Below are 18,491 nucleotides of genomic sequence, written 5' to 3' on the forward strand. Positions count from 1 at the left end.
TGGGAGCGGCGAGACGACATCCACGAAGCCTTCCTCGGCCTCGCCACCTGCCTCATCACACACCGGCACGTGAAACGCCTTTGTTAGGACCTCTTCGCCCCTAGTGAGGCCGTTCCACTGCATCCAGAGGCGGTCGCGTTCGCCGGGCACTACGACTTCGACCCCGACGTGCTCGCCGCCTACCGGCCAACGGGGAAGGGCCGCGTCGAGCGCCAGGTCTTGATCGTCCGCGACCACGTCCTGGCCGGACGCGCCTTCTCCTCCGTCGAGGAACTGAGCGCCGCCTTCACCGCCCGGGTCCCGTTGCGGCGGGCCAAGGTCCACGGCACCCACGGTGAGGTCATCGGACTGCGGGCGGTCCGCGACCACATGGCTCTCCGCCCACTGCCCGCCACTCCATACGTGGTCACCCAGAGGCACCTCCGCTACGTCGGCAAGGACTGCCTCGTCGCCTTCGAAGCTAACCTCTACTCGGTGCCGGCCCAACGGATCCGGCCGCGCCAGCTGGTCGAGATCAGAGCCACGAAGTCCCAGATCACCCTGCATGCCACCACACCCGACCACCGGGGAGAGACCCTGCTGGCCACCCACCCGTGGGCAGACGGCCGCGGCGCCAGGGTCGTGGACGAACGGCACTGGGACGGACTGCCCACCGGAGCCAGCCGCCGCGTCACGGCCGGCGGAGACCTGCCCGCCCCCTGTCGGCAGAACGGCGGAACCGAGGCGGGATCGCTGCTGGCCCTGCTGAACCGGGCTGCGGCCACCCAGGTCGAGGTCGGCCGACGGCCGTTGTCGGTCTATGACGAGCTGACTGGGACCCGCCCCTTCACCACCCACCGAACGCCGAAGGAATCCTCTTGAGCGAGCTGGTCTCCACCCGCATCCGCAACACGGCCGCGAAGCTGGGCCTGCCCCACCTGGCCGAGGCCCTGACCCAGTACGCTCAGCGGGCTGACGAGGCCAAGATGGGCTACCTCGACTTCATCGACCTGGTCCTCTCCGAAGAACTCGCCGTCCGTGACGACCGACGCTTCCGCCAGGGCCTGCGGCTCTCTCGGCTGCCGCACCACAAAACGCTCGACGACTACGACTTCTCGTTCCAGCCCGAGCTCGACCCCCGCAAGGTCAAGGACCTCGCCACCCTCACGTTCGTCGAGGCAAAGGCCAACGCTGCCCTGCTCGGGCCGCCGGGAGTGGGCAAGACACACATCGCGGTCGCTCTCGCAGTCGCGGCCTGCCGGGCCGGCTACTCGATCTACTTCACGAGCCTCGACGACATGGTCCGCAACCTCACCGCTGCCGAAGCCGCAGGCCGTCTGACCAGCAAGCTCGGCAGCTACCTGCGGCCCGCTGTTCTCGTCCTGGACGAGGTCGGCTACCAGCCGCTCGCCCGCGCAGAGGCGAACCTCGTGTTCCAGGTCATCTCAAAGCGATACGAAAAGGGCTCGTCCTGACCTCGAACAAGACCTTCAGCGAATGGGGACAGGTGTTCGGCGACGAAGTTCTCGCCACCGCCATCCTCGACCGGCTCCTCCACCACTGCGGAGTCATCTCCATCAACGGCCCCAGCTACCGCCTCAAGAACCGACTCGCCGCCATCGAACGCGAACGAGACGACGCGGCATGAAGTCCCTGTCACTGGAAGGGCCTTGACCTGCCAGGATGCTGCGGACTGGGGACGTGCGAGTCTGGTCCGCCTTGCTCTGCCTCGGCTCTCTCCAGGGCGCTGATCGCTCGACGGCGCCAACGTATGGTGGCCGCGACGGCAATCACGCCGCTCAGCAGGGCTACCAGGGGAACACCCCAAGCTGCGGCCATGAACAGAGTTCCCAGCGACTCCATGACACCCCCTCTCGGGGCGAGAGTACTCCGCACGACACGGCATCAGGCCCGCGGGGCGACGGCCGGGGAGGCGTGGTGCAGAGATCTCTGTACTCAGTGGAGCACTTTCAGGAGTACGTCGACACCCGGCGGCTCTGTGGACGTTCAGGTTGTCCCAGACCAGCACGATCGGGCCGTGGAGCTGCTGGTGGGCGGCGATCAGCAGATCGCGGTAGTCGCGTCAGGAGAAGCTCTTGCGGCCGTCGCGCTGACCGTCGTCCCGGCGTGGCCGGTAGATCAGCCTCGACCTGTGGCCGGGTTTGTAGCAGGTCAGCGCGGCGATCGATATCCGTCTATGGGAACGGCCCCGCACCCGCACCACTGGGGTTCGGCCGCGCTGCGACCAGGTTCTGGCCTGCGGCGGTGTCATGGAGAATCCGGCTTCGTCCTCGAAGACGAGCCAGGCTCCGCTCACCGCCGCGAGTCTTCCGCGCAGGGCCACACCTCCTTGACCCACCCGGCCACCGCGACGTCGTCCCGTTCCATAGCGCGTCTGGCCGGGACCTGGCAGGACCAGCCGTTACGCACGAGGAGTTTCCGCACGCCCTGGACCGTGTAGGTCAAGTGGAAGCGCCGTCCGATCACGGTCTTCACACCGCTCAGGGTCCAGCGCTCGTCTTCCCAGCCGTGCGCAGCCGGCCCCCTTGGCCAGCTCCGCCTCCAGCCGGGTGAACTGCTTCTCGCTCAGTCTCGGGAGTGACGCCGGCCCCTGCGATCGCAGAGCCCGTGGGCCGCCCTCGTCCCACATCTGCCGCCACCGCTGCACCGAGCGGACGCTGACCCGCAGGTCCTTGGCGATCACCGAGCTCGCCTCACCCTAGGCGAACCTCTCGGCCGCCCGGAGCCGTAACTCCTCGCGAAACTGCTGCCGTTCGGCGGTCAGCCCGCCCCCTTGTGGATACCGCATGCACCGGTGATACCGCACGGGCGACGAGCCGTCAGGCCCTACGACTCCACGAGTTCAACCTCAGTAGGAGTTCTAAGTCAAGAATTTTCACGACTTGAGCCCCAGTGGCTACGTTCCCGACACCACCCCGGGAGCCTGACCCACCTAACCCCTCACACCCCACCTGAGAAGCACAAACGCATCTGGCCTTCTGTGAACCCGCAAAGGCCACATCGTGTCCACCGCAACAACAAAACCGGTCAAAGCGACAAAAGCGTCGCTTTGACCGGCTCCATTTGGTCGGTTGACCACAGTGTCCGAGGGGGGACTTGAACCCCCACGCCCGATAAAGGGCACTAGCACCTCAAGCTAGCGCGTCTGCCATTCCGCCACCCGGACTAGGTGTCTGTCTCGCGGGCCTCGCCCGTTCCGACGTGGAAAACCATAGCAAACAATGCGGGGTGCTCGATCACGCCCCGGTGGGTGTGACGGCCGTGCGACGGCGGCGCGGGCGCCCTTGGGTCCTCGGGCCCGGCGCGGGAGGATGAGGGGGAGCACGACAGCGACAGTGGAAGGAATCAGCGTGAGCGAGACCACAGCGGCCAGGACCGGCTCCGGCGTCAGTGCGGAGAACGAGGTCGTCGACCTCTGTCGTGACCTGATCAGAATCGACACCAGCAACTACGGGGACCACTCCGGGCCGGGGGAGCGGGCCGCCGCCGAGTACGTCGCGGAGAAGCTCGCGGAGGTCGGCCTGGAGCCGAAGATCTTCGAGTCGCACAAGGGGCGCGCCTCGACGGTGGCGCGGATCGAGGGCGAGGACCCCTCGAAGCCCGCCCTGCTCATCCATGGCCACACCGACGTCGTCCCGGCCAACGCCCACGACTGGACGCACCACCCGTTCTCGGGGGAGATCGCGGACGGCTGCGTGTGGGGCCGGGGCGCGGTCGACATGAAGGACATGGACGCGATGACGCTCGCCGTCGTCCGCGACCGGATGCGCAGCGGCCGCAAGCCCCCGCGCGACATCGTGCTCGCCTTCCTCGCGGACGAGGAGGCCGGCGGGACGTACGGGGCGCGCTTCCTCGTCGACAAGCACCCGGACCTCTTCGAGGGCGTCACCGAGGCCGTCGGCGAGGTCGGCGGCTTCTCGTTCACCGTCAACGAGAACCTGCGCCTCTACCTCGTGGAGACCGCGCAGAAGGGCATGCACTGGATGCGGCTGACCGTGGAGGGCACGGCCGGCCACGGGTCGATGACCAACGACGACAACGCGATCACGGAGCTGTGCGAGGCCGTCGGGCGGCTCGGCCGGCACACCTGGCCGGTGCGGGTCACCAAGACCGTCCGCTCGTTCCTGGACGAGCTGTCCGACGCGCTGGGTACCCCGCTCGACCCCGAGGACATGGACGCCACCCTGGCCAAGCTCGGCGGGATCGCCAAGATGGTGGGCGCCACGCTGCGCAACTCCGCGGCGCCCACGATGCTCGGCGCGGGCTACAAGGTGAACGTGATCCCCGGCCAGGCGACCGCCCATGTGGACGGCCGCTTCCTGCCGGGGTACGAGCAGGAGTTCCTGGCCGACCTCGACCGGATCCTCGGCCCCCGCGTGCGCCGCGAGGACGTGCACGGCGACAAGGCGCTGGAGACCGACTTCGACGGCGCGCTGGTCGACGCCATGCAGACCGCGCTGAAGGCCGAGGACCCGATCGCCCGCGCGGTGCCGTACATGCTCTCCGGCGGCACGGACGCCAAGTCCTTCGACGACCTGGGCATCCGCTGCTTCGGGTTCGCCCCCCTCCAGCTCCCGCCGGAGCTGGACTTCGCCGGGATGTTCCACGGCGTGGACGAGCGGGTGCCGGTGGAGGGCCTGAAGTTCGGCGCCCGCGTCCTGGACCGGTTCATCGATCACAGCTGACACCGGGGGCGGTAATCGCCAGCTTGTGCGTACCTGACCGGAACGAGTGAAAGGGGTGGATCACTCGTAGCCCGGTTACCTCTTCCTCGTTACAGGTGATGCGGTCCGCGGCTGGGACCGCATTGCCAACGAGGAGGAATTTCCATGATCAAGAAGATCGTCGCCGCTGCGGCTGTCACCAGCGGTCTCGTGCTCGCGGGTGCCGGCATGGCCGTCGCCGACTCGGGTGCCCAGGGTGCCGCCATCGGCAGCCCCGGTGTGATCTCGGGCAACACGATCCAGGTTCCCGTCCACGTTCCGGTGAACGTGTGCGGCAACACGATCTCCGTGATCGGGCTGCTGAACCCGGCCTTCGGCAACACCTGCGTCAACGACTGACGTCGTGCGTCAACCCGTAAGGGTTTGAACCCGCTCGGCCCCGGAGCGCACGCCATGTGCTCCGGGGCCGTCGGGTCCTCTGCCCCCGCGCATGTCGAATCCGGGGGTATTCCGGAAGGTAGAAGGCAGGAAAGAACCTATGCGACAGGTCACGCGCAAAGGCCTGATGACCATGGCGGCCGCGAGCGGAGTCCTCGCGCTCAGCGGCGGCTACGCGCACGCGGACGCGGGAGCGGTCGGCGGTGCGTCGAATTCCCCGGGGGTGCTGTCTGGGAATTCGGTCCAGATCCCGGTCGAGGTACCGGTCAACGTCTGCGGCAACTCGGTGAGTGTCGTGGGACTCCTCAACCCGGCGATGGGCAACGCCTGCGCCAACGGCTCGGACGGTACGTCCGGCCGACCCGGGGGGAAGGCCGGGAACACCGGCAGCCACGCGACCGCCGGCGACCGGGGCGCCCAGGCGGGCACCGGCAAGCACCGGGGCCGCAACGGCGACCACGGAGGCGGAGCGACGGCACAGGGCCACACCCAGGGCTCGCCCGGACTGCTCTCGGGCAACCAGGTCCAGGTGCCCGTCGACATCCCCGTCAACGCCTGCGGGAACGACATCACCATCGTGGGACTGCTCAACTCCACGTCGGGCAACACCTGCGAGAACGGCAGCACCCCGGAGCCCGAGCCGGAGCCGGTTCCCCCGGTCCGGCACGTGACGCCGCCGGAGCCGCCCACCGTTCCGAACACGCCCCGGCCGCAGACGCTGCCGGCGAGCACCCCGCAGCTCGCGCACACCGGCGCGGGCGGTCTGGACACGCTCGTCCCGGCGAGTGCCGGACTGCTGCTGGCCGGCGTCGGCACGGTGCTGTACCGCCGCTCCAGGGCCGCGTAGCGACGGCCCGCCGACGGGCGGAAGAAAAGACGAGAGAGCGAACGGGCCCCGCCGCGGCGGGGCCCGTTCCGCTGTCACCAGGTGGCCCGCAGCTGGCGGATGATCCGCCGCCTCAGCCGGACCCGGCGGCTGCCGTCAAGGCGCAGGGTGAGTCGGTCCAACTCCCAGTGCCCGTACTCGGCATGGTCGGTCAACAGGCGGGTCGTGTCCTTCCGGGACACCCCGCGCGGCACGTACACATCGACAAATTCGTATTCCGGCATCGCATCTATTGTGCAAGCACGGGCCCGGTACGGATAGCGTCTGCCCTATGTCTGATGCTGCGCAGCCCACCGCTGCCGAGGTACGCGCCGCCGCCGACGCGGTCAAAGCCGCGATCGACCACCACCTCGCGGCGGTCGAACGCCGGACCGGGGACGACGACCCCGCTGTCTACGACGCGTTCAACGCACTGGCCGCCGCCGCCGAGGCCTATGACGAACTCCTCTACGACCGCCACGACGAGGTCACCCCCTTCGAGATCCCGGGGGTGGACGACTCCCTGCCGCCCTACGGCGGTCCCGAGGAGCCGCACGCGCTCAGCGTGCTGATCCGCCGCGACTACGCCGTCGTGGAGCCGCAGCGCCTGCTCGCCCAGGCACAGCGGCTCGCCGACGCCGACCCGGCCGGGCACGCGGGGAGCGCGGCCGCGGCCGGCGGGAGCGTCCATGGAGCGCTCGGGGTGCTCTTCGGGGAGTACGAGCCGGACGAGATCGCCTCCAGGCACACCGAATTCGGGCTGGAGGAGGGCGACTCCACGCTCTGGGTCGCGGCCGCCGACGAGCTGCCGGAACCGGGGGAGTGGCTGGGCGCCCCCTTCGACGACGCGGACCCGCAGCTCGTGGTCTGCCGCTTCGACGTCAGCTCCGTCTTCGACGAGGACGATCTCGACGAGGAACTGGACGGACTGGCCGGGGACCGGGCCTGAGACACCGCCGGGGAACCGGCCGGGGCCGGGGGCGCACGAGGCGTTCCCGGCCCCGTGCCGTCAGCCCCCGGAGGTCTCCAGCAGGGAGCGCAGCCGCGTGGTGCGCTCCTGGCCCGGGACCCCGGCCACGGCGCGGGGCAGCGCCTGGTCCACGCCGTGGACCACGGACAGATGCCGCTCACCGCGCCCGAACGCTGTGTAGACCCACGGGCGGCTCAGGCCCTGCGCCGCGTCCCCGGGCAGCACCACGACGACGGCGGGCCAGCGCATCCCCGCCGCCTGGTGGGCGCTGAGCGCCCAGGCGTGGCGCACGGACGCCGCCACCTGCTCCTGCGACACGACGACGGGGCTGCCCGCGCAGTCCAGGTGCAGCCCCTCCGCGTCGGCCGAGACCACCACGCCCGGCACCGTCCGGCCGGGCGCGGGGACATGGGCCACCCGGTCACCCGGATCGAAGCCGCCGAACCGGCCGGGGCCCGGGTTGAGCCGCCGCTTCAGCGCCTCGTTCAACGCCCGCGTGCCGGCCGAACCGCCGTGCCCGACGGTGATCACCTGGGTGTCCGAGGCGGGCACGCCCAGGGCGCGCGGCACCGAGTCGGCGACCAGCTGCACCGTGCGGTGCACCGCCTCTCCCGCGTCGCGCACCGGCACGATCACGACCTCCTTGCCGGGCGCCTCCACCTGGTTCAGCTCCCCGATGCCGATGCCGGAGACCAGCTCGCCGATCGGACCCGGATCGGGCGTCCGCGAGACCACCTGCGGGCAGGCGCGGGCGGCCAGCACATCGGCGAAGACCCGCCCCGCGCCGGCCGAGCCGAGCACCCCGGGGTCGCCGCTCAGCACCAGCCGGGCCCCGTCCGCCAGCGACTCCACCAGCATCGCGCCGGTCTCCACGTCCAGCTGCGGGGCGTCCAGCACGACGAGCAGATCGACGCGGAGCGCGCCCTCCTCGTCCCGGCCGGGCCCCTCGGAGCCGGAGAGCAGCCCGGCGAGGGTCACGGCCGCCGCCGGGTCGCCGGCCGCCTCGGCCAGCCGGCGCCGTCCGTCGGGGCTGTGCGTGGCGCCCAGGGCCCGCAGGCCCAGACGCGTGGCCGCGGCGATGAGGGCGGCCGGCTCGGCGCGGGCGGCCTCGCCGCCCGTGTGCGCGACCAGCGCGTGCGCCGCGACCGAGCGGATCAGCTCGGCGGCCGACGGGGAGGGGGCCGCCGCTGCGGCGTCCGACCAGTCGGCGTCCTTCTCCCCGGCGTTGGCCAGCCGGGCGAGGCCGTCGGCCAGGCTCTCCTCGGCCAGGGCGTACCGGTCGAGGCCGAGGAGGACCCGCACGGGCTCGGCGTCCGCCCCGTCGGTGTCCTGCCCGGCGTCCTCCTCAGCGCCCGCGCCGTCCTCGCCCTCCCGGTCCTCGCTCCCGTCCTGGAAGACCAGGACGGCGCCCTCGGCGACCGCGTGCTGCACGGCGGCGTCGGGGTCGCTCACGGCGCGTTCGGCGAGCGCGGCGCGCACCCGCTCCGCGTCCAGCGCGGTGTGCCCCTGGAGCGCGGCGCGCTCCAGCAGCCAGCCGACCAGGGCCGCCGCCCGCCGTGCGTCGTCGGGGCCGCACTCGGCGCCCAGCAGGGCGCGGGCGAAGGCGTCGGCCTGCTCCGGGCCGACACCCGGCAGGGACAGCAGCCGCCAGGGGTCCGCGCGCAGCGCCTCTCCGGCCCGCTCGCCCAGGGCGAGGGCGGCCGGGGCGGCCAGCGAGGCGGGCGCCCCGCCCTCGGCCAGCACGGCGGCCACGGCCGTGACCGTCTCCGGCGCCGCCTCCCTGGGCGCGGGGACGGCCTCGGGGACCGGGGCGCGCACCGGCGCGGGCGCGGGGACGCTCCGGCGGGCCGGTGAGGGGGCGGGGGAGTCGAAGAACGCGGCGCCGGGCTTCTCGCCGCTCTCCACGGCCCGCACCGCCGCCAGCAGATCGGCCGCCGGGCCGCTCAGACTCGCCCCCGATTCGACCGGTCCGGCCTTCTCGGCCTTGCGCTTCTCGATCCGCTCCCGCAGCTCGCGCTGGGCGGCCAGCTCGGCCTCCGCCTCGGAGAGCCCGGCGGCCCCGTCCCCGTCCCCGGCGCCCGGCTCCGTGCCCGCGCCGGTGTCCGCACCCGCGTCCGCGTCCGCGCCGGATTCCGTACCCGTACCCGAGCCGGGACCCGCGACGGCGCCGGAAACCGCCCCCGCGCCGGAAACCGCAGCCACGTCGGATTCCGCACCGGCGTCGGCGTCCGCACCCGCATCGGTGCCGGGGGCCGTGCCCGCCTCGGCGGTGGCCGTCTCGGGTGCGGCGGCGGGCTCGTCGGCGACGTCGTCGTCGGCCGCGGGGCCGGGGGACTCCCCCCGGGGAAGCGCAGTCACAGCGTGCTCCAGTCCTGGTCCGGATAGCGGTGCACGGGCGCCGACACATCGTCGAGCGCCTGGCAGATCTCGTCAGGAAGACTAAGCGTCTCCACTGACAATGCCTCCGCGAGCTGCCGCGCGTTGCGCGCTCCTATGATCGGTGCCACCACGCCGGGCCGGTCCCGGACCCAGGCCAGGGCCACCTGGAGCGGGGTGCTGGCCAGCCCCTCGGCGGCGGTGGTCACGGCGTCCACGATGCGGCTCGCCGCGTCGTCGAGATACGGCTCGACGAAGGGGGCCAGCAGCTCGGAGGCGCCGCGCGAGTCGGCGGGGGTGCCCGTGCGGTACTTGCCGGTCAGCACACCCCGGCCCAGCGGGGAGGAGGGCAGCAGCCCCACCCCGAGGTCGAGCGCGGCCGGCAGCACCTCGCGTTCCACGCCCCGCTGGAGCAGCGAGTACTCCATCTGCGTACTGGCGATCCTGGTGCGCGCGCCGGGCGCGGCGAGCTGCCAGGTGGCGGCCTTGGCCAGCTGCCAGCCGCAGAAGTTCGACACGCCCGCGTACCGGGCGCGACCGCTGGAGACGGCGAGGTCCAGGGCGTGCAGCGTCTCGTCCAGCGGAGTCTGCGGATCGAAGGCGTGCACCTGCCACAGATCCACGTGGTCGGTGCCGAGCCGGGCGAGCGAGGCGTCCAGGGCGGCGAGCAGATGGCCGCGCGAGGCGTCGAACCTGCGGTACCGATCGGCGACGCTGCCGGCCTTGGTGGCGATGACCAGATCGCGCCGGGGCACCAGCCCCTCGACCAGGCGCCCCAACAGGTATTCGGCCTCGCCCCCGCCGTACACGTCGGCGGTGTCGACGAGCGTGCCGCCCGCCTCCCAGAAGGCCTTCAGCTGCTCGGCAGCGTCGTGCTCGTCGGTGTCGCGGCCCCAGGTGAGGGTGCCGAGCCCGATCCGGGACACTCGAAGGCCGGTGCGGCCGAGATGCCTCTGCTCCATGGGCGCTGAGATTACTGGCCAGAGCCCCACGCGGAGCAGGGCTGTGGACAACCGGCGCCCGGACGGCCCCTGCCGCATCGGGGTCCCGCGCGCTAGAGTCCGGAACACAGGGACGTTACTGATCAGTAAGGGGAGCGGTTATGCGGCTCGGCATCAATCTCGGTTACTGGGGCGCCGGAATGGACGGCGACAACCTCGCCGTCGCGCAGGAGGCCGACCGGCTCGGCTACGACGTCTGCTGGGCGGCCGAGGCGTACGGTTCCGACGCTCCGACCGTGCTGTCCTGGGTCGCCGCGCAGACCGAGTCCATCGACGTCGGCTCCGCGATCATGCAGATCCCGGCCCGCCAGCCCGCCATGACGGCGATGACGGCGGCCACCCTCGACTCCCTCTCCGGCGGTCGCTTCCGCCTCGGCCTCGGCGTCTCGGGTCCGCAGGTCTCCGAGGGCTGGTACGGCGTCACCTTCGACAAGCCGCTCGCCCGCACCCGGGAGTACGTCGAGATCGTCCGGCGGGCGATGAGCCGCGAGCGGCTGTCGTACGAGGGGCAGCACTGGACGCTCCCGCTGCCGGGCGGGCCGGGCAAGCCGCTCAAGCTGACCGTGCACCCGCAGCGCGAGCACATCCCGCTCTACATCGCCGCCATCGGCCCGAAGAACCTGGAGCAGACCGGCGAGATCGCCGACGGCGCGCTGCTGATCTTCCCGTCCGCCGAGCATCTGGAGGAGACCGCGATCAGCCCCCTGCGGGCCGGGCGGGAGAAGGCCGGGAAGACGATGGAGGGCTTCGACGTCTGCCCGACCGTCCCGCTCGCCGTCGGTGACGACATCCACGGCCTCGCGGACATGTTTCGTCCGTACACCGCGCTGTACGTCGGCGGCATGGGCAGCGCCAAGCAGAACTTCTACAACCGGCTCGCCCAGCGCATGGGGTACGAGAAGGAGGCCGCCGAGATCCAGGAGAAGTACCTCTCCGGGGACAAGAGCGGCGCGGCGGCGGCCGTTCCGCACCAGCTGATCGACCAGACCACGCTGCTCGGGTCGGTGGAGCGCATCTCCGCGCGCATGCAGGCGTACGCGGAGGTGGGCGTCACGACGCTCACGCTGGCCCCGGCCGGCTTCACGCTCGACGAGCGGATCGCGGCGCTGCGGGCCGGCACGGACGCGCTGGAGCGTGCCGGACTCGCCTGACGGGTCCGCGGCCGTGGTGGGGGCTCGGGGGTCTTCCCCGCCACGGCCGTCATGGGGAACAACGCCGTCGTCGACCCGGGGTCACGGGCACTGCGGAAACGATTTGCCCGGGGCCGGGCCGGCGGTGGTGCGGGACGGTGCGGCGGTTTGGACCCTGCCCGTTCGGACCAGTCGGGGGCCGCTCGTGTTGCCCGCCGGAGCGGGGCGCATTTGACTGGCGCTCGGCGGACGCCGGTACGGAGGTGGCAGTGATGCTCTCGGCAAAGAACCTGTTCCAGGAGATCCTCGACGACGACGAGTCGTTCCGGCTGTTCTGCTCGATCGCGGCCAGCGGGGAGTCCCAGGGCGGATGGGAGAACGCCCGCATCGCGGCCCTCGTGCCCGCGAGCCAGCGCGCCCTGGCCCCCAGGATCACCCGGCACGGGGCCGACGAGGACAAACACGGCCGGATCTTCAACGCCCTGCTCAAGAAGCGCGGACTCACCCCGGCCGAGGTCCCCGGCGACACCGACTACACGATGCTCCTGGAGCGGCACGGCATCGGACTGGCCCACGCGCGGCTGGGCCGGGAGGAACCCCTCACCGAGCGCGACATCATCACCTACCTCGCGCACAGCCGGGTGACCGAGCAGCGTGCCTCCGAGCAGATGCGCCTGCTGCGCAAGCACTTCGCCGACCACCCCGACCTGGGCCGCGCGGTGAAGATGATCTCGAACGACGAGGACAACCACCTCGCCTACTGCCACGAGGAACTGCTCCGCTTCGCGGCGGCCGGCCACGGCCGGACCATCCAGCGGATCCTGCGCGAGTGCGCGCTCGCCGAGATCCGCGTCTACCGCGACGTCAGCCTCGCCGTGATGGACCACATGGGCCGCATCCTCGGCTGGTCCCGCGCCAGGGCCGCGGTGCTCGCGGCCGGGATCCACGCCGTGTACGCGTACGAACGGGCCGTCGGCTGGCGGCGCATGGTGAGCCTGGCGCCCCCCGAGCGGCGCGACGCGCTGGGCGGCCCGGCCGTCGCGGCCCCCGAGTTCGCCTGAGCGGCGGCCCGGCCCCTCAGAGCCAGCCGCGCCGCTTGAACTGGCGGTAGAGCCCCAGGACCACGCCCGTCATCAGCAGCAGCACCGCCGGGTAGGCCCAGACCCAGTGCAGCTCCGGCATGTGCTGGAAGTTCATCCCGTAGATCCCCGCGACCATCGTCGGCACGGCGGCCATCGCCGCCCAGGCCGAGATCTTGCGCATGTCGTCGTTCTGCCGCACCCCCATCTGCGCGAGATGCGCGGACAGGATGTCGGACAGCAGCCGGTCCAGCCCCTCCACCTGCTCGTTGACGCGCGTCAGATGGTCCTGCACATCGCGGAAGAACGGCTGCGACCGGGCGGGGACGAAGGGCACGCCCGCGCTCGCCAGCCGCGCCATCGGCGCCGCCAGCGGGACCGCCGCCCGGCGGAACTCCAGCACCTGGCGCTTGAAGGTGTAGATCCGGGCCGCGGTGTTCTTGGAGTCCCCGGACCCGGCCGGGGCGAAGACCTGCGTCTCCAGCTCCTCCAGGTCGACCTGGAGCTCGCCCGTCACATCGATGTAGTGGTCCACGACGGCGTCGCTGATCGCGTACAGCACCGACGCCGGCCCGTGCCGGAGCACCTCCGGCTCCGCCTCCAGCCGCCGGCGCACCGCGGCCAGCGGCGCCCCCTCGCCGTGCCGGACCGTCACCACGAACGAGTCGCCGATGAAGATCATCAGCTCGTCCGCGCTCACCGAGTCGCTCGCGTGGTCGTAGACGATCGGCTTGATCACCACGAAGAGCGAGTCGTCGTAGACCTCCAGCTTGGGCCGCTGGTGGGCGGAGAGGGCGTCCTCCACCGCCAGCGGATGCAGCCCGAACTCGCTGCTGACCCGGTCGAACTCCTTCTCCGTCGGCTCGTGCAGACCGATCCACAGGAACGCGTCACCGCTCGCCCGCGCCTGGTCCAGGGCGTCGGAGAGGTCGTCGGGGCCCGCCGTGCGGCGGCCCTCGCGGTAGATGGCGCAGTCCACGATCACGCGCGCATTCTCCCCCGCCCCGGTCCGCCGCGCACCCTCTCGGGCGCCCCGGCCTACGCTGGCGGGTATGCCCACCCTGATCCTCGTACGCCATGGACGCTCCACCGCCAACACGTCCGGGCTGCTCGCCGGCCGCACCCCCGGGGTCGCGCTCGACGAGCGCGGCGCGGCCCAGGCCGCCGCCCTGCCCGGACGTCTGGCGGCCCTGCCGCTCGCCGCCGCCGTGAGCAGCCCCCTCCAGCGCTGCCACGAGACGCTCGCCCCCCTGCTCGCCGCGAGGCCGGAACTGGCCTCGCACACCGAGGAGCGGATCAACGAGTGCGACTACGGCGACTGGTCCGGGCGCAAGCTCGCCGAACTCACCGACGAACCGCTCATGAAGGTCGTACAACAGCACCCCTCCGCCGCCGCCTTCCCCGGCGGCGAGTCGATGCGGGCGATGCAGGCCCGCGCCGTCGACGCGGTCCGCGACTGGAACGCCCGGATCGAGGCGGAGCACGGCGAGAACGCCGTCTATCTGATGTGCTCCCACGGCGACATCATCAAGTCCCTGGTCGCCGACGCGCTCGGCCTGCACCTGGACCTCTTCCAGCGCATCCACGCCGACCCCTGCTCGGTCACCGCGATCCGCTACACCGGGCTGCGGCCGTTCCTGCTGCGGCTCGGCGACACCGGTGACCTGGCCGGTCTCGCGCCCCGCGACCCCGGCCCCGACGCGGGCGCGGCGCCGGGCGCCGAGGGCCACGCGGCGGTCGGCGGCGGCGCTGGGGCGCCGTGATCGCTCCGCGCAGTAGGGTGGACGCGCCGTAGGCGCCCCGGGGCCGGTCCGCGAGGACTCGCCCCGGGCCCCGGCCGACCCTCATCCGCCCTCAATTCTCAAGGGAGACAGGACGTGTCCCGTCAGGTGTTCCTGTACGACCCCCCGGACCGTTTCGTGGCCGGCACGGTCGGGCTGCCTGGACGTCGTACGTTCTTCCTGCAGGCTTCCTCAGGCGGACGCGTCACCAGCGTGGCCCTGGAGAAGACCCAGGTCGCCGCGCTCGCCGAGCGGGTCGACGAACTGCTCGACGAGGTGGTGCGCCGCACCGGGGGCAACTCGCCGGTCCCGGCCGTGGCCCCGATGGACGTCACCGACACCGCCCCGCTCGACGTGCCCGTCGAGGAGGAGTTCCGCGTCGGCACCATGGCGCTGGCCTGGGACGGCGAGGAACAGCGCATGATCGTCGAGGCGCAGGCCCTGGTCGAGCTGGACGCGGACTCCGTCGAGGACCTGGCCGAGGCCGAGGAGCGGCTGCTCCAGGACGAGGAGAACGGGCCCCCGATGCTCCGGGTGCGCCTCAGCGGCGCACAGGCCAGGGCGTTCGCCAAGCGCGCTCTCGACGTCGTGAACGCCGGCCGCCCGCCGTGCCCCCTGTGCAGCCTGCCGCTCGACCCGGAAGGACACGTATGCCCGCGCCAGAACGGATACCGTCGCGGGGCCTGAGCGGCCCCGGGCCGCTCACCCTGCTAGGCGAGGGGCGGCTCACGGTGCTCGGCCAGGTCCGCGGGGCGTCCAACGCGGTCCTGTACTGCTCGGTCGCCCTGGACGGCGAGGAGGCGCACTGCGTCTACAAGCCGGTGGCGGGCGAACAGCCGCTCTGGGACTTCCCCGACGGCACCCTCGCCCAGCGCGAGGTGGCCGCGTACGAGATCTCCGAGGCGACAGGCTGGGGCCTCGTCCCGCCCACCGTGCTGCGCGAGGGGCCGTACGGAGAGGGCATGTGCCAGCTCTGGATCGAGCCGGCCCCGCAGGAGGACGACGGACCCGGGCTGCTCGCGCTCGTCGAGGACGAGGAGCCGGGGCCCGGCTGGAAGGCCGTGGTCCGCGCCGAGGTGGGGGAGGGGCGCACCGCGCTGCTCGTGCACGCGGACGACGACCGGCTGCGCCGCCTCGCGGTGCTCGACGCCGTGATCAACAACGGCGACCGCAAGGGCGGCCATCTGCTGCCCGCCCCGGACGGCCGGCTCTACGGCATCGATCACGGGGTGACCTTCCACACCGAGGACAAGCTGCGCACCCTGCTCTGGGGCTGGGCCGGGGATCCGCTGACGGCGGAGGCCGTCGAGGTGCTGGACCGGCTGGCCGCCCGGCTGGAGCCCGGGGAGCCGCTGCTCACCCGGCTGGCGGAACTCCTCACGCCGGCCGAGACCGAGGCGCTGCGCGCCCGGGTGGCCGCGCTGCGCGCCTCCGGGCTGCACCGCGTGCCGAGCGGCGAGTGGCCCTCCATCCCCTGGCCGCCGCTGTGACGGGCGCCCGGCGCGCCCACTGAGGCGTACGGGGCGCAGGCACGTGGTGTCCCGGGACGCAAGAGGGCCTCTTCGGACAGGATCCCCCCTCCGGTTCGTATCCGGAAGGGGCATCCGGTTACGCTCGTGGCATGCATGCCTGGCCCGCTTCTGAGGTCCCCGCCCTGCCCGGCAAGGGCCGCGACCTTCGGATCCACGACACCGCGACCGGCGGACGGATCACCCTTGACCCCGGTCCCGTCGCCCGCATCTACGTCTGCGGCATCACGCCGTACGACGCGACCCACATGGGTCATGCGGCGACCTACAACGCGTTCGACCTCGTCCAGCGCGTGTGGCTCGACACCAAGCGGCAGGTTCACTACGTCCAGAACGTGACGGACGTGGACGACCCGCTGCTGGAGCGGGCCGTGCGCGACGGGGAGGACTGGACCGCACTCGCCGAGCGCGAGACGGCCCTGTTCCGCGAGGACATGACCGCCCTGCGCATGCTTCCGCCGAAGCACTACATCGGAGCCGTCGAGGCGATACCCGGCATCGTGCCGCTCGTCGAACGGCTCCGAGACGCGGGCGCCGCCTACGAACTCGACGGGGACGTGTACTTCTCCGTCGACACCGACCCCCACTTCGGCGAGGTCTCGAACCTCGACGCCGAGGCGATGCGCCTGCTCTCCGCCGAACGCGGCGGCGACCCGGAGCGCCCCGGCAAGAAGAACCCGCTCGACCCGATGCTCTGGATGGCCGCCCGCGAGGGCGAGCCCAGTTGGGACGGCGGCACGCTCGGCGCGGGCCGGCCCGGCTGGCACATCGAGTGCGTGGCCATCGCCCTGGACCACCTGGGCATGGGCTTCGACGTCCAGGGCGGCGGCTCCGACCTGGCCTTCCCGCACCACGAGATGGGCGCCTCGCACGCCCAGGTGCTGACCGGCGAGCACCCCTTCGCCCAGGCATACGTGCACGCCGGCATGGTCGCCCTGGACGGCGAGAAGATGTCCAAGTCCCGGGGCAATCTGGTCTTCGTCTCGGCGCTGCGCCGTGAGGGCGTGGACCCGGCGGCGATCCGCCTGGCCCTGCTCGCGCACCACTACCGCGCGGACTGGGAGTGGACCGACCAGGTCCTCACCGACGCCGTGGCACGGCTCGCCCGGTGGCGCGCGGCGGTCTCGCGGCCCGACGGGCTGCCGGCCGACGCGCTCGTCGAAGAGATCCGCGCGGCTCTGGCCGACGATCTGAACGCCCCGGCGGCGCTGGCCGCCGTCGACCGCTGGGCCGAGCGCCAGACCGCCGGGGGCGGGGACGACGAGGGCGCGCCCGGTCTCGTCTCGCGCGCCGTCGACGCCCTGCTCGGAGTCGCGCTGTAACCACCCGCCCCTTCGACACCCTTCACCGGCCCCGGACGTCACGACGACGTCCGGGGCCGGTGACGCATCCGTTCCTGAGGGGCGGACGGAAACGGCGGAGCCGGGCGGGGACGCGCCCCGCCCGGCTCCGTGCCCGCCGGATCACTCCTCGGGGGAATCTCCCGGGGAGTCGTCCGGGGCGTCCTCGGGCGGTTCGTCCGAGGCGTCCCCGGGCGGCTTCGCCGGGCCGCGCCGGCCCGCTCCGCCGGTGCCGCCGGCCGGCCCCGGACCGCTCTCCGGCCGGATCGGCTTCGGCGGCCTGGTCCGGCCGCTGGAGGTGTCCCGGAGGTACGAGGCGTCGCCGCTCTCCGTGGCGTGCCCGCCCGGCGCCTGACCGGGCCCGGGGTCCCGGCGCCGCAGATAGCGCTCGAACTCCCGGGCGATGGCCTCGCCGCTCGCCTCGGGCAGCTCGGCGGTGTCCCGGGCCTCCTCCAGCGTCTGCACGTACTCCGCGACCTCGCTGTCCTCGGCGGCCAGTTGATCGACGCCGAGCTGCCAGGCGCGGGCGTCCTCGGGCAGCTCGCCCAGCGGGATGCGCAGCCCGAGCAGGTCCTCCAGGCGGTTCAGCAGCGCCAGCGTGGCCTTCGGGTTGGGCGGCTGCGAGACGTAGTGCGGCACCGCCGCCCACAGGCTGACCGCGGGCACGCCCGCGTGCGTGCAGGCCTCCTGGAGGATGCCGACGATGCCGGTCGGCCCCTCGTACCGGGTCTCCTCCAGATCCATGGTCCGGGCCAGGTCCGGATCGGACGTGACCCCGCTGACGGGCACCGGCCGGGTGTGCGGGGTGTCGCCGAGGAGCGCACCGAGCACCACCACCATCTCGACACCCAGCTCGTGTGCGAAGCCCAGCAGTTCGTTGCAGAACGAGCGCCAGCGCATCGACGGTTCGATGCCCCGGACCAGGACCAGGTCGCGCGGCTTCTCGCCGCCGACGCGGACCACGGAGAGCCGGGTGGTCGGCCAGGTGATCTTGCGCGTCCCGCCGTCCAGCCAGACCGTCGGACGGTTGACCTGGAAGTCGTAGTAGTCCTCGGCGTCGAGCGCGGCGAACACCTCGCCCTTCCATTCGCGGTCCAGATGCGCCACCGCCGTGGAGGCGGCGTCACCGGCGTCGTTCCACCCCTCGAACGCGGCCACCATGACCGGGTCGACCAGCTCGGGAACCCCGTCGAGCTCGATCACCCAGGCCTCCTTCCGAAGTTCCCTTGCGTACGGAACAACCTTACGGCTTGTGGCCACTGGCGCCGCAGCCCTCGTGCACGGCCGTGTGAACCGGACGCGGTCCGCCCGTACACCG

General features: G+C 72.4%; 17 protein-coding genes, 1 tRNA gene and 2 pseudogenes. 12 read left to right on the top strand and 8 right to left on the bottom strand.

Annotation, left to right across the window (positions count from 1 at the left end; translation table 11 throughout):
- Positions 1-237, bottom strand: a 237-nt coding sequence (locus ACWCXC_RS35220; RefSeq protein ID WP_450891635.1) for a hypothetical protein, incomplete at its 3' end; no start/stop codon positions are given.
- Here ACWCXC_RS35220 and ACWCXC_RS35225 point away from each other — a divergent pair.
- Complete coding sequence (locus ACWCXC_RS35225) at positions 220-861, top strand: Mu transposase domain-containing protein (RefSeq protein WP_450891636.1); 642 nt, start codon at positions 220-222, stop codon at positions 859-861. The genes ACWCXC_RS35220 and ACWCXC_RS35225 overlap by 18 nt on opposite strands.
- Positions 858-1,627, top strand: a pseudogene (istB, locus tag ACWCXC_RS35230) (IS21-like element helper ATPase IstB). The gene ACWCXC_RS35225 and the pseudogene istB overlap by 4 nt, the downstream one beginning before the upstream one ends.
- A gap of 321 nt (positions 1,628-1,948) precedes the next feature.
- On the opposite strand, the pseudogene ACWCXC_RS35235 reads toward istB, so the two are convergent.
- Positions 1,949-2,788: pseudogene (locus tag ACWCXC_RS35235) on the bottom strand (winged helix-turn-helix domain-containing protein); the annotation flags it as partial.
- Between the two features lie 293 nt (positions 2,789-3,081).
- Positions 3,082-3,166 (bottom strand) — tRNA-Leu (locus ACWCXC_RS35240).
- A gap of 184 nt (positions 3,167-3,350) precedes the next feature.
- Here ACWCXC_RS35240 and ACWCXC_RS35245 point away from each other — a divergent pair.
- The 3 genes from ACWCXC_RS35245 to ACWCXC_RS35255 all read left to right on the top strand — a co-directional run bounded on the left by ACWCXC_RS35245 (position 3,351) and on the right by ACWCXC_RS35255 (position 5,949).
- The gene (locus tag ACWCXC_RS35245; protein ID WP_450685961.1) at positions 3,351-4,685 is read left to right on the top strand and encodes a M20/M25/M40 family metallo-hydrolase; all 1,335 of its coding nucleotides are present in this window, start codon (positions 3,351-3,353) and stop codon (positions 4,683-4,685) included.
- Between the two features lie 144 nt (positions 4,686-4,829).
- Positions 4,830-5,063: a chaplin ChpH gene (gene chpH, locus ACWCXC_RS35250; protein WP_450685962.1), complete on the top strand. Its 234-nt coding sequence runs from the start codon at positions 4,830-4,832 to the stop codon at positions 5,061-5,063.
- A 139-nt stretch (positions 5,064-5,202) separates the two neighbouring features.
- Positions 5,203-5,949, top strand: coding sequence for a chaplin (locus tag ACWCXC_RS35255; RefSeq protein ID WP_450685963.1), 747 nt, complete (start codon positions 5,203-5,205; stop codon positions 5,947-5,949).
- Between the two features lie 74 nt (positions 5,950-6,023).
- On the opposite strand, the gene ACWCXC_RS35260 is transcribed toward ACWCXC_RS35255, so the two are convergent.
- Entirely contained in the window at positions 6,024-6,212 is a 189-nt protein-coding gene (locus ACWCXC_RS35260; RefSeq protein ID WP_383650108.1) for a DUF5703 family protein, read from the bottom strand.
- Positions 6,213-6,259: 47 nt separating this feature from the next.
- Between ACWCXC_RS35260 and ACWCXC_RS35265 the strand changes: the two genes are divergently transcribed.
- Positions 6,260-6,916 carry a hypothetical protein gene (locus tag ACWCXC_RS35265; RefSeq protein WP_450685964.1) on the top strand — a complete coding sequence of 219 codons (657 nt, stop codon included), beginning with the start codon at positions 6,260-6,262 and terminating at the stop codon, positions 6,914-6,916.
- A gap of 60 nt (positions 6,917-6,976) precedes the next feature.
- Here ACWCXC_RS35265 and ACWCXC_RS35270 read toward each other — a convergent pair whose 3' ends face one another.
- Both ACWCXC_RS35270 and ACWCXC_RS35275 read right to left on the bottom strand, forming a co-directional pair.
- Positions 6,977-9,295, bottom strand: a complete 2,319-nt coding sequence (locus tag ACWCXC_RS35270) for a helix-hairpin-helix domain-containing protein (protein ID WP_450891637.1) — start codon at positions 9,293-9,295, stop codon at positions 6,977-6,979.
- Complete coding sequence (locus tag ACWCXC_RS35275; RefSeq protein ID WP_450891638.1) at positions 9,292-10,275, bottom strand: aldo/keto reductase; 984 nt, start codon at positions 10,273-10,275, stop codon at positions 9,292-9,294. Before ACWCXC_RS35275 ends, ACWCXC_RS35270 begins: the two co-directional genes overlap by 4 nt.
- 140 nt (positions 10,276-10,415) lie before the next feature.
- Between ACWCXC_RS35275 and ACWCXC_RS35280 the strand changes: the two genes are divergently transcribed.
- Both ACWCXC_RS35280 and ACWCXC_RS35285 read left to right on the top strand, forming a co-directional pair.
- Positions 10,416-11,465, top strand: a complete 1,050-nt coding sequence (locus tag ACWCXC_RS35280; RefSeq protein WP_450685786.1) for an LLM class F420-dependent oxidoreductase — start codon at positions 10,416-10,418, stop codon at positions 11,463-11,465.
- A gap of 251 nt (positions 11,466-11,716) precedes the next feature.
- The gene (locus ACWCXC_RS35285) at positions 11,717-12,505 is read left to right on the top strand and encodes a ferritin-like domain-containing protein (RefSeq protein ID WP_450685787.1); all 789 of its coding nucleotides are present in this window, start codon (positions 11,717-11,719) and stop codon (positions 12,503-12,505) included.
- Positions 12,506-12,521: 16 nt separating this feature from the next.
- On the opposite strand, the gene corA is transcribed toward ACWCXC_RS35285, so the two are convergent.
- Positions 12,522-13,508 (bottom strand): magnesium/cobalt transporter CorA, encoded by a 987-nt coding sequence (gene corA, locus ACWCXC_RS35290; RefSeq protein ID WP_450685788.1) that lies wholly within the window; start codon positions 13,506-13,508, stop codon positions 12,522-12,524.
- Positions 13,509-13,575: 67 nt separating this feature from the next.
- Between corA and ACWCXC_RS35295 the strand changes: the two genes are divergently transcribed.
- The 4 genes from ACWCXC_RS35295 (at position 13,576) to mshC (ending at position 17,155) form a co-directional block, all read left to right on the top strand.
- Positions 13,576-14,286, top strand: a complete 711-nt coding sequence (locus tag ACWCXC_RS35295; RefSeq protein ID WP_450685789.1) for a histidine phosphatase family protein — start codon at positions 13,576-13,578, stop codon at positions 14,284-14,286.
- A 114-nt stretch (positions 14,287-14,400) separates the two neighbouring features.
- Positions 14,401-14,991: a DUF3090 domain-containing protein gene (locus ACWCXC_RS35300; RefSeq protein WP_020207450.1), complete on the top strand. Its 591-nt coding sequence runs from the start codon at positions 14,401-14,403 to the stop codon at positions 14,989-14,991.
- Complete coding sequence (locus tag ACWCXC_RS35305) at positions 14,955-15,794, top strand: SCO1664 family protein (protein WP_450685790.1); 840 nt, start codon at positions 14,955-14,957, stop codon at positions 15,792-15,794. Before ACWCXC_RS35300 ends, ACWCXC_RS35305 begins: the two co-directional genes overlap by 37 nt.
- Positions 15,795-15,925: 131 nt before the next feature.
- Positions 15,926-17,155, top strand: a complete 1,230-nt coding sequence (gene mshC, locus ACWCXC_RS35310; protein ID WP_450685791.1) for a cysteine--1-D-myo-inosityl 2-amino-2-deoxy-alpha-D-glucopyranoside ligase — start codon at positions 15,926-15,928, stop codon at positions 17,153-17,155.
- 141 nt (positions 17,156-17,296) lie between these two features.
- On the opposite strand, the gene ACWCXC_RS35315 is transcribed toward mshC, so the two are convergent.
- Positions 17,297-18,376, bottom strand: a complete 1,080-nt coding sequence (locus tag ACWCXC_RS35315; protein ID WP_450891639.1) for a PAC2 family protein — start codon at positions 18,374-18,376, stop codon at positions 17,297-17,299.
- Positions 18,377-18,491: the final 115 nt, after the last annotated feature.

Source organism: Streptomyces sp. NPDC001515 (genome assembly GCF_053597115.1).

Coding starts and splice junctions, on each gene's coding strand:
- chpH (WP_450685962.1), top strand. CDS start 4,830: ATGATCAAGAAGATCGTCGCCGCTGCGGCTGTCACCAGCGGTCTCGTG.
- ACWCXC_RS35255 (WP_450685963.1), top strand. CDS start 5,203: ATGCGACAGGTCACGCGCAAAGGCCTGATGACCATGGCGGCCGCGAGC.
- ACWCXC_RS35260 (WP_383650108.1), bottom strand. CDS start 6,212: ATGCCGGAATACGAATTTGTCGATGTGTACGTGCCGCGCGGGGTGTCC.
- ACWCXC_RS35265 (WP_450685964.1), top strand. CDS start 6,260: ATGTCTGATGCTGCGCAGCCCACCGCTGCCGAGGTACGCGCCGCCGCC.
- ACWCXC_RS35275 (WP_450891638.1), bottom strand. CDS start 10,275: ATGGAGCAGAGGCATCTCGGCCGCACCGGCCTTCGAGTGTCCCGGATC.
- ACWCXC_RS35280 (WP_450685786.1), top strand. CDS start 10,416: ATGCGGCTCGGCATCAATCTCGGTTACTGGGGCGCCGGAATGGACGGC.
- ACWCXC_RS35285 (WP_450685787.1), top strand. CDS start 11,717: ATGCTCTCGGCAAAGAACCTGTTCCAGGAGATCCTCGACGACGACGAG.
- ACWCXC_RS35295 (WP_450685789.1), top strand. CDS start 13,576: ATGCCCACCCTGATCCTCGTACGCCATGGACGCTCCACCGCCAACACG.
- ACWCXC_RS35305 (WP_450685790.1), top strand. CDS start 14,955: ATGCCCGCGCCAGAACGGATACCGTCGCGGGGCCTGAGCGGCCCCGGG.
- mshC (WP_450685791.1), top strand. CDS start 15,926: ATGCATGCCTGGCCCGCTTCTGAGGTCCCCGCCCTGCCCGGCAAGGGC.